Source organism: Embleya sp. NPDC005575, assembly GCF_040605455.1.
In the GTDB taxonomy this organism is placed as follows: Bacteria; Actinomycetota; Actinomycetes; order Streptomycetales; family Streptomycetaceae; genus Embleya.
The window spans coordinates 1-6,470 of record NZ_JBEXCV010000272.1; the positions used below are offsets into that span (position 1 = coordinate 1).

At 70.5% G+C, this 6,470-nt stretch carries 5 protein-coding genes and 1 pseudogene; 2 read left to right on the forward strand and 4 right to left on the reverse strand.

Annotation, left to right across the window (positions count from 1 at the left end; translation table 11 throughout):
- Nucleotides 1–181 precede the first annotated feature (181 nt).
- Nucleotides 182–577, reverse strand: coding sequence for a Rid family hydrolase (locus ABZS54_RS41535; RefSeq protein WP_355548195.1), 396 nt, complete (start codon nucleotides 575–577; stop codon nucleotides 182–184).
- 233 nt (nucleotides 578–810) lie between these two features.
- Nucleotides 811–2,796 carry an ABC transporter ATP-binding protein gene (locus tag ABZS54_RS41540; protein WP_355548198.1) on the reverse strand — a complete coding sequence of 662 codons (1,986 nt, stop codon included), beginning with the start codon at nucleotides 2,794–2,796 and terminating at the stop codon, nucleotides 811–813.
- 423 nt (nucleotides 2,797–3,219) lie between these two features.
- Here ABZS54_RS41540 and ABZS54_RS41545 point away from each other — a divergent pair, with 423 nt between their 5' ends.
- Nucleotides 3,220–3,552, forward strand: a complete 333-nt coding sequence (locus tag ABZS54_RS41545) for a transposase (protein ID WP_355548201.1) — start codon at nucleotides 3,220–3,222, stop codon at nucleotides 3,550–3,552.
- Between the two features lie 76 nt (nucleotides 3,553–3,628).
- Here ABZS54_RS41545 and ABZS54_RS41550 read toward each other — a convergent pair whose 3' ends face one another.
- Complete coding sequence (locus ABZS54_RS41550; RefSeq protein ID WP_355548203.1) at nucleotides 3,629–3,886, reverse strand: acyl carrier protein; 258 nt, start codon at nucleotides 3,884–3,886, stop codon at nucleotides 3,629–3,631.
- Nucleotides 3,887–4,226: 340 nt separating this feature from the next.
- Nucleotides 4,227–5,654, reverse strand: coding sequence for an aspartate aminotransferase family protein (locus ABZS54_RS41555; RefSeq protein ID WP_355548205.1), 1,428 nt, complete (start codon nucleotides 5,652–5,654; stop codon nucleotides 4,227–4,229).
- A 283-nt stretch (nucleotides 5,655–5,937) separates the two neighbouring features.
- Between ABZS54_RS41555 and ABZS54_RS41560 the strand changes: the two are divergent.
- Nucleotides 5,938–6,381 (forward strand): annotated as a pseudogene (locus ABZS54_RS41560) (PPOX class F420-dependent oxidoreductase); the annotation flags it as partial.
- Nucleotides 6,382–6,470 lie beyond the last annotated feature (89 nt).

The following is a 6,470-nucleotide window of genomic DNA, read 5'->3' on the forward strand; positions in this document are numbered from 1 at the left end:
CTCGCGCCGGTCCGGCGCCCCGTTGGGCCGGCGGACCTCGATCAGCTCCGACCGGCCGGATCCAAGAGGGGTTCCGCCGGCTCGCCGGCGAGCCGGTTCCGGGCGGATTCCGCGGTTCGTGGGACGCCGGCGCCCGGGTTCGGGTGTCCGTCATCGACGGCCGGCCGGCAGTACGCCCTTGTCACCGGACCGCGAGGCCCTCGATCTCGATCAGCATGTTCGGGTCGGAAAGCGCGGTGACACCGATCAGGACGCTCGCCGGGCGGCAGCCCTCCTGTTCCAGGCGGGCGGTGATCACATCGAAGTGGCGGGTGACATCCGCGACGTCGACCGCGAAATAGCGCAGTTGCACCACGTGCGCAAAGGTGAAGCCGGCCTCGGCCAGGGTCTCGGCGAGCCGGTCGAAGGTGGTCTCGATCTGTCCACGCAGATCGCGCACGTGCACGATCGCGCCGTCGGGACCCCGGGACTCGTGTCCGGCCAACACCAGCCACCGTTGCGGATCCGTCACCGACACGGCCCGGTTGTAGCCGAGCCGGTTCCCGAACATTCGAGGTCCGATGTCCTGCCTGTGCATCGCGTCACCCTTCGTCGTGATCGGTCCCGACGCGGTCCGACCGGCGGCAGCCGCCGGCGACCCGGACCGGCGAATAGGCTCGGGCCACGGCCCTTCGACGAAAGCCCTCAATCAGAACAAATCCGCCGGTGACTCTAGTCGGAACGCGCGCCGCTCGCGCGCCGCACACGCCGGTGCGAGGCCGATCGCCGAGTCATCCGGGTGCCGAGCGAGGTCGACCCGGCCGGTCGGTGTCAGCTCTCCGCCTGTGCCGTGCGCGCATGCGGGATGGGCGATGCGGTCGGCTCGGACCGGATGCCGTACTGCGCCGCCTGGGCCGTGTACATCGCCCGATACCGACCGGCGTCGAGCGCCATCAGGCCGTCGTGGTCGCCCTGTTCGATCAATCGTCCGTCCTCCAGCACGTAGATGAGGTCGGCGGTGGCGGTCGCGGCCAGCCGATGGGTGATCAGCAGTACCGTCGTCCCGTCCTCGGTCATCGACCGCAGCGCGGCGAACGCGGCGATCTCCGCCTCCGGATCCAGCGCGGAGGTCGGCTCGTCGACGATCACGAACGGCGCACCGCGGTACCGGGTCCGAGCGTTGCCGATCTTCTGCCACTGCCCGCCGGAGATCTGCGAACCACGTTGGTAGCCCTTGACGATCAGGGTGTCCCAGCCGTGCGGCAACGCGCCGACCAGCTCGCTCGCATCGGCCCGGGCGACCGCCCCCTCCACCCGGGCCTGGTCGAGCGGCCGGTCGGGACGGCCGATGAAGACGTTCGCACGCGCGGTCATCGCCCACCGAGGGAAGTCCTGGCCGAGCACCGCCACCCGGTCGAAGATCCGGTCCCGATCGGCCTCGCGCACGTCGACACCGCCCCAGCTCAGTGTGCCCTCGCTGGGCAGCAGCAGACCGGCGACCAGCTTGGACAGCGTGGTCTTGCCCGAGCCGTTCTCGCCGACCAACGCGACCACCTTGCCCGCCGGGATGCGCAGGCTCACCCGCTCCAGCGCCGGCGTGTCGTTGCCGGGATAGCGGTACGAGACGCGGTCGAGCCGCACCTCGTCCACCACATGCGGCAGCGGCAGTCCGCCGGTCGGGATGGCACGCCGCTCGGACTCGACGCAGGCATCCTCCAGATCGCGCAGATACAGGGATTCCTCGTACAACCGGTTGACCTGCATGACCAGTGCGGTGAGGCCGCTGGTACAGGTACGGATCGCGATCACCGCGGTACCGCCCGCGGCGAGCGGCATGCCGCCCTCGGTGAGCAGCAGCCACAACGCCGCATACACCAGCAGTGCACCGACCCCGGACAGCGCGGACGCGGTCGCCTGGGTCAGGCCCTTGGCATGTGCGAGTCGCCGGTGCTCGGCCTCCATCGTCGAGGACATGTCCTCGAACGCGTTCAGCACCAGCCGACCCGCACGGTGTGCCCGCACCTCGGCGGCGGGCGCCGGATCGATCAGGCTGCGCCCGAGGATTTCGATCGCACGTCGGTGTTCGAGCCACGCGTGCGCGGATTCGTGTTGGCGACGCGCGGACCGTACCGCGCCCCAGCCCTTCGGTGCCGCGACCAGGAACAACAACGGCAACAGGATCGGATTCAACAGGGTCAACACGCTGCCGGTGGCGACCAGTCCGACCAGCGCGTTGATCACCGCGACCGAGGCGCCGATCATCCGCCGCACCGAGTCGGTGCCGAACCGACCCGCGTCCAGGGTGCGATGGAAGCCCGCCTCCTCGAACGCCTGGAGTTCCACCCGGGCGGCGAGCCGGTAGTAGCGCGCCGTACAGACCCGTTCGACCTGCGGTTCGAGCCGGCTGGTCGCACCCACCGAGACCGCCGCGAGCAGCGCGGACACGGCGGTGACGAACATGATGAACAGCAGGGCGGGCGCGGCGTCGCGCAGCCGGTCGGTGGTCGGCACGTCGGCGAACAGCGCCACCAGCGCACGATTGGTGGCAAGCAGCCCCAAACCGGCCGCGAGCCCCTGGCCGATCTCGGCCACGAGCAGCGCGAGCACCGCAGCCCGATCCACCGTCCAGGCGGCGCGCGTGACCACCGCGACCATGGACGGCAGTTGCCGCGCCATCGCCCAGAACGAGACTCGCAGCAGCGGCTGTTCATGCTCGGTGAAGGACATGTCATAGCGCAACGCGCCACCGAACAGCAGCTGTTCGGACTCGGAAACCGGAGTCGTCCGCCGGGCGGACGCCCGTCGACGGAACCTCATCGGACCTCCCGTGGGGGATTGTGCGCAGTCCGGTCGGCCGACACGGGCGGGTGCGGCGGGGTGCGGAGAATCGTGACTCGCGATGGCGTCGGTTCCAATGTGACCACGTTCCGTTTCGGTCCCGGGTGGTTGCCTGACGACCGCACATGCTGCCCTTCGGGCCGGCGGGTCGGACAGGGCGTACGGGTGTACGAGCCGGGCGCATCCGCCCCATGACACGCTCGAACGCGCATCCGATCGAGGGGGTGAATCAGCCTCGTACGAGGCCGAGTTCGAGGTCGGACTCGGCTGAAGGCGGTCGGGACGCGCGCTGCGCCGCACTCCGGCGGACCGGACGAACGACGCGCGCCGTGCGGTCGGATGCCGGGAGCCGTGTCGGATCGCGCGATGCGTCGTTGGAGGTGTGTGGGCCGTTGGGGTGGGTTGACGAACAGTCAGTGGACGATGGTGGAACCGCTGTTGCCGGACCGCGCACCGCAGCGCGGCGGCCGGTGGATCGACCACCGCGCGATGATCGACGCGGTCGCCTGGAAGCACGAATACAGCTGCTCTTGGCGGGAGTTGCCGGAATGGTTCGGGCCCTGGCAAACCGTCTACCACCGGTACACGGTGTGGGGAAAGGACGGCACCTGGCGCCGCATCCTGACCCGCCTGCAGGTCTGCCCCGACCCGGACGGAGACCTGGATTGGCTGATCGAGGTCGACGGCGCACTGAGCCGGGCGAGCCGAGCGGAAGGCGGAAAGGTCGACCGCTGATACGTCCGCGAGCAGGCGGAGCGGTGGGGCGATGACGTGATCGCGTTCCGTGACGCGTTGGAGATCGCCGCGCCGGTCATCCGCTGCGGCGGCCGGCCCGGGCCTGGGCGACGAACTCGGCCAGACCGCTCGGGGTGGCATGTTCCAGGATTACCTTCGGCTCGACGGCGATGCCGTACCTCTCGCCGAGCACGTCCGCGAACTCGATCGCGAGGGTCGCGTCCACACCGAGCTCCGCGAACGTGTCGTCCGGGTCGACCCGGGAGATATCGAGGGAGACGAGTCGGGCGGTCTGATCGACGATCTCGTCGAGAAGGGCGGCGTTCACGGGCATGGTGAGGCTCCTTGACGGGTCATGGATGCGTCCCAGGCGCGGGATGTCCGAGGTGATCGGCACGTCGGTCGACACGAGCGATCCGGGGGAGGCACGGGGAGTTCACCCGTCCCGCTTCGCCGGCCCGGGCCGAGGTGGCCCACCGACCGGTGTCGGCTCCTGTCGTACGGGGAACGCTAGTAGGAGCCCAGGTCTCGGCGGTAGAACGGTGCCGACCCGTCGCGGGTGGCGAAGCGTGGCGAATCGGCTCGGACGCCGGGCCGGCGGGCGCAGAACGCACCGAGTCACCGGCGGCACGGGCCGTACCGGCCGCATCGGGAGCATGCCGCGCCCGTCGGTGTCACAGCGGCGGGTTGAGGCCCTCGAAGAAGGCGAGGAGCGCCGCCTCCCGCAGGTGTGACGGGAGGTGATCCAGGAGCGCGTGCACCGATGCCAGTCGGCCGTCGGTCAACAGACCCGCCTTGAGCATGAGTTCGGTCAGCGCATCGGCGGTCACGCCCGCCTCGGAGTCGGCGAGGGCGGTGAGCTCGTCGACCACGAGCAGTTGTTCGGGAGTGGGCAGCGGGTCGCGGTCGCCGGCCGCGCGTACCGCCGACCGCAGTGCGGTGAGCAGTTCGGGTACGTGCGGGCCGTGCGTTGCGGTCATCGTGAGGTGGATCGTCGGCGAAATGCCGGGCTGGGACAGCTGGGGTTGAACGGCCCATCCCAGGCGCTCCAATTCGTCCAGGAAGGCGAAGAAGTCCACGCCGTCCGTGGTTACCGCGACCAGACTCGCCGCAGGCGCGCCGAGCACGCGCAGCCCCTCGATCTCCGCGATCCCGTCGACCAGATCGGCGGTAGCGGCCAGCGTACGAGTGACCAGGTCGCGGTAGCCGTCGGCGCCCAGGTGACGCAGCACCGCCCACGCGGCGGCGATCAGGCCGCCGGACTTCGAGCTCTGCATCGTCGAATTGACGACCGGATAGCCGGTCCAGTCGGAGGCGACGAAGTATTGCGTCCGGCGCAGCGCGGCGGTGCGGTACAGCACGATCGAGCAACCCTTGGGCGCGTATCCATACTTGTGGAGGTCCACCGAGATCGAGTCCACTCCCGGCACCCTGAAGTCCCAGGACGGCACGACGTGTCCGAGCTGTTCGGCGAACGGCAGCACCCAGCCGCCGATGCACGCGCCCACGTGGCAGCGCACATCGCGGCGCGCGCAGATCGCGGCGATCTCGGGTATCGCGTCCACGACGCCGTGTCCGTAGGAGGGTGCCGAGGCGACCACCAGGACGGTGTCGTCGGTGATCGCGCGCTCGATCGCGGCGACGTCGGCGGTCATGTGGACCGGGTCGATGTCCACGATCACCGGGTCGAGGCCGAAGTACTTCGCCGCCTTGGCCCACGCGGCGTGCGCCGAGCGGGCGAACACGATTTGTGGGCGCACCACTTCGGGCCGGGCGTCGCGGGCCGCCTTGGCCGCCAGCAGGCAGCTTTCGGTACCGCCGCTGGTCCAGCTGCCGGCGGCGCCCGCGGGGGCGTGCAGCATCTCGCCGACGGCTGCGACAACCTGGTGCTCCAGGGTCGCGACGCTCGGGAAGGACGTCGGATACAGCCCGTTCACGTGCAGATACAGCTCGAACGCCCGCACGGCGACCGCTTCGACGGAGGCCGCGCCGGAGTCGAACGTATTGGCCACTCCGGGCCGCCCCCGCCCGGGTTCGTCTCCGGCGTGCATGGCCGTCAACTCCGCCAGCACCTCGGCCACCGGCCGTCCGTCCGCGAACATGCCCACGCGTGCCTCCCCGACTGCGACTGCAAGCAACTGCCACTGCGACTGCGATTGTGGTGTCGAGCTTCGGGCTTCGGGGCCCGGCCCCGACCGGGCTTTGGCGCGGCCCGGTCACGGGTTCCGGCACCGTAGCGCGGCGGGCGGGCGATGTCTGTAGCCGCCGCGTCGGGGCGAGGCCGACCGGGTGGGTGTGTTGCGGCCGGGATGACTCGGGCCGTGATGCCTAGGGTTGGGGCACCCTCAAGGAACGCATCCCGAGCCACTTCGAAGGGCAGACCCCATGGCCATCGCGACCGCACGCCTCCCCGATCTCGACGAACTCCTCGCCTTCCTCCGCCCGCGCCATCGCGGGCTGCTCGCCACGACCCGCGCCGACGGGCGTCCGCAGATGTCGCCCGTGTCCTGCGGCGTGGACGAGGCGGGCCGGATCGTCGTGTCCACGTACCCGGATCGGGCCAAGGCCCGGAACGCCCGTCGGGACGAACGGGTGTCCATGTGCGTCGTCTCCGAGGAGTGGAACGGACCGTACGTGCAGGTGGACGGCCGGGCCGAGGTGTTGGACATGCCGGAGGCGCTGGAGCCGCTCGTCGAGTACTTCCGGTGCATCTCGGGTGAGCACCCCGACTGGGACGAGTACCGGGAGGCGATGCGCAGGCAGGACAAGTCGCTGATCCGCATCCGCATCGACCGCTGGGGCCCGATCGCCACGGGCGGCTTCCCGGCCCGTCGCCCCACACGTAACCACAGTCACCCCGGTCCCAGCCACCCCGGGGCCGGATTCCCGAATCCACGCCTCACCGGCGCGGGTAGGCC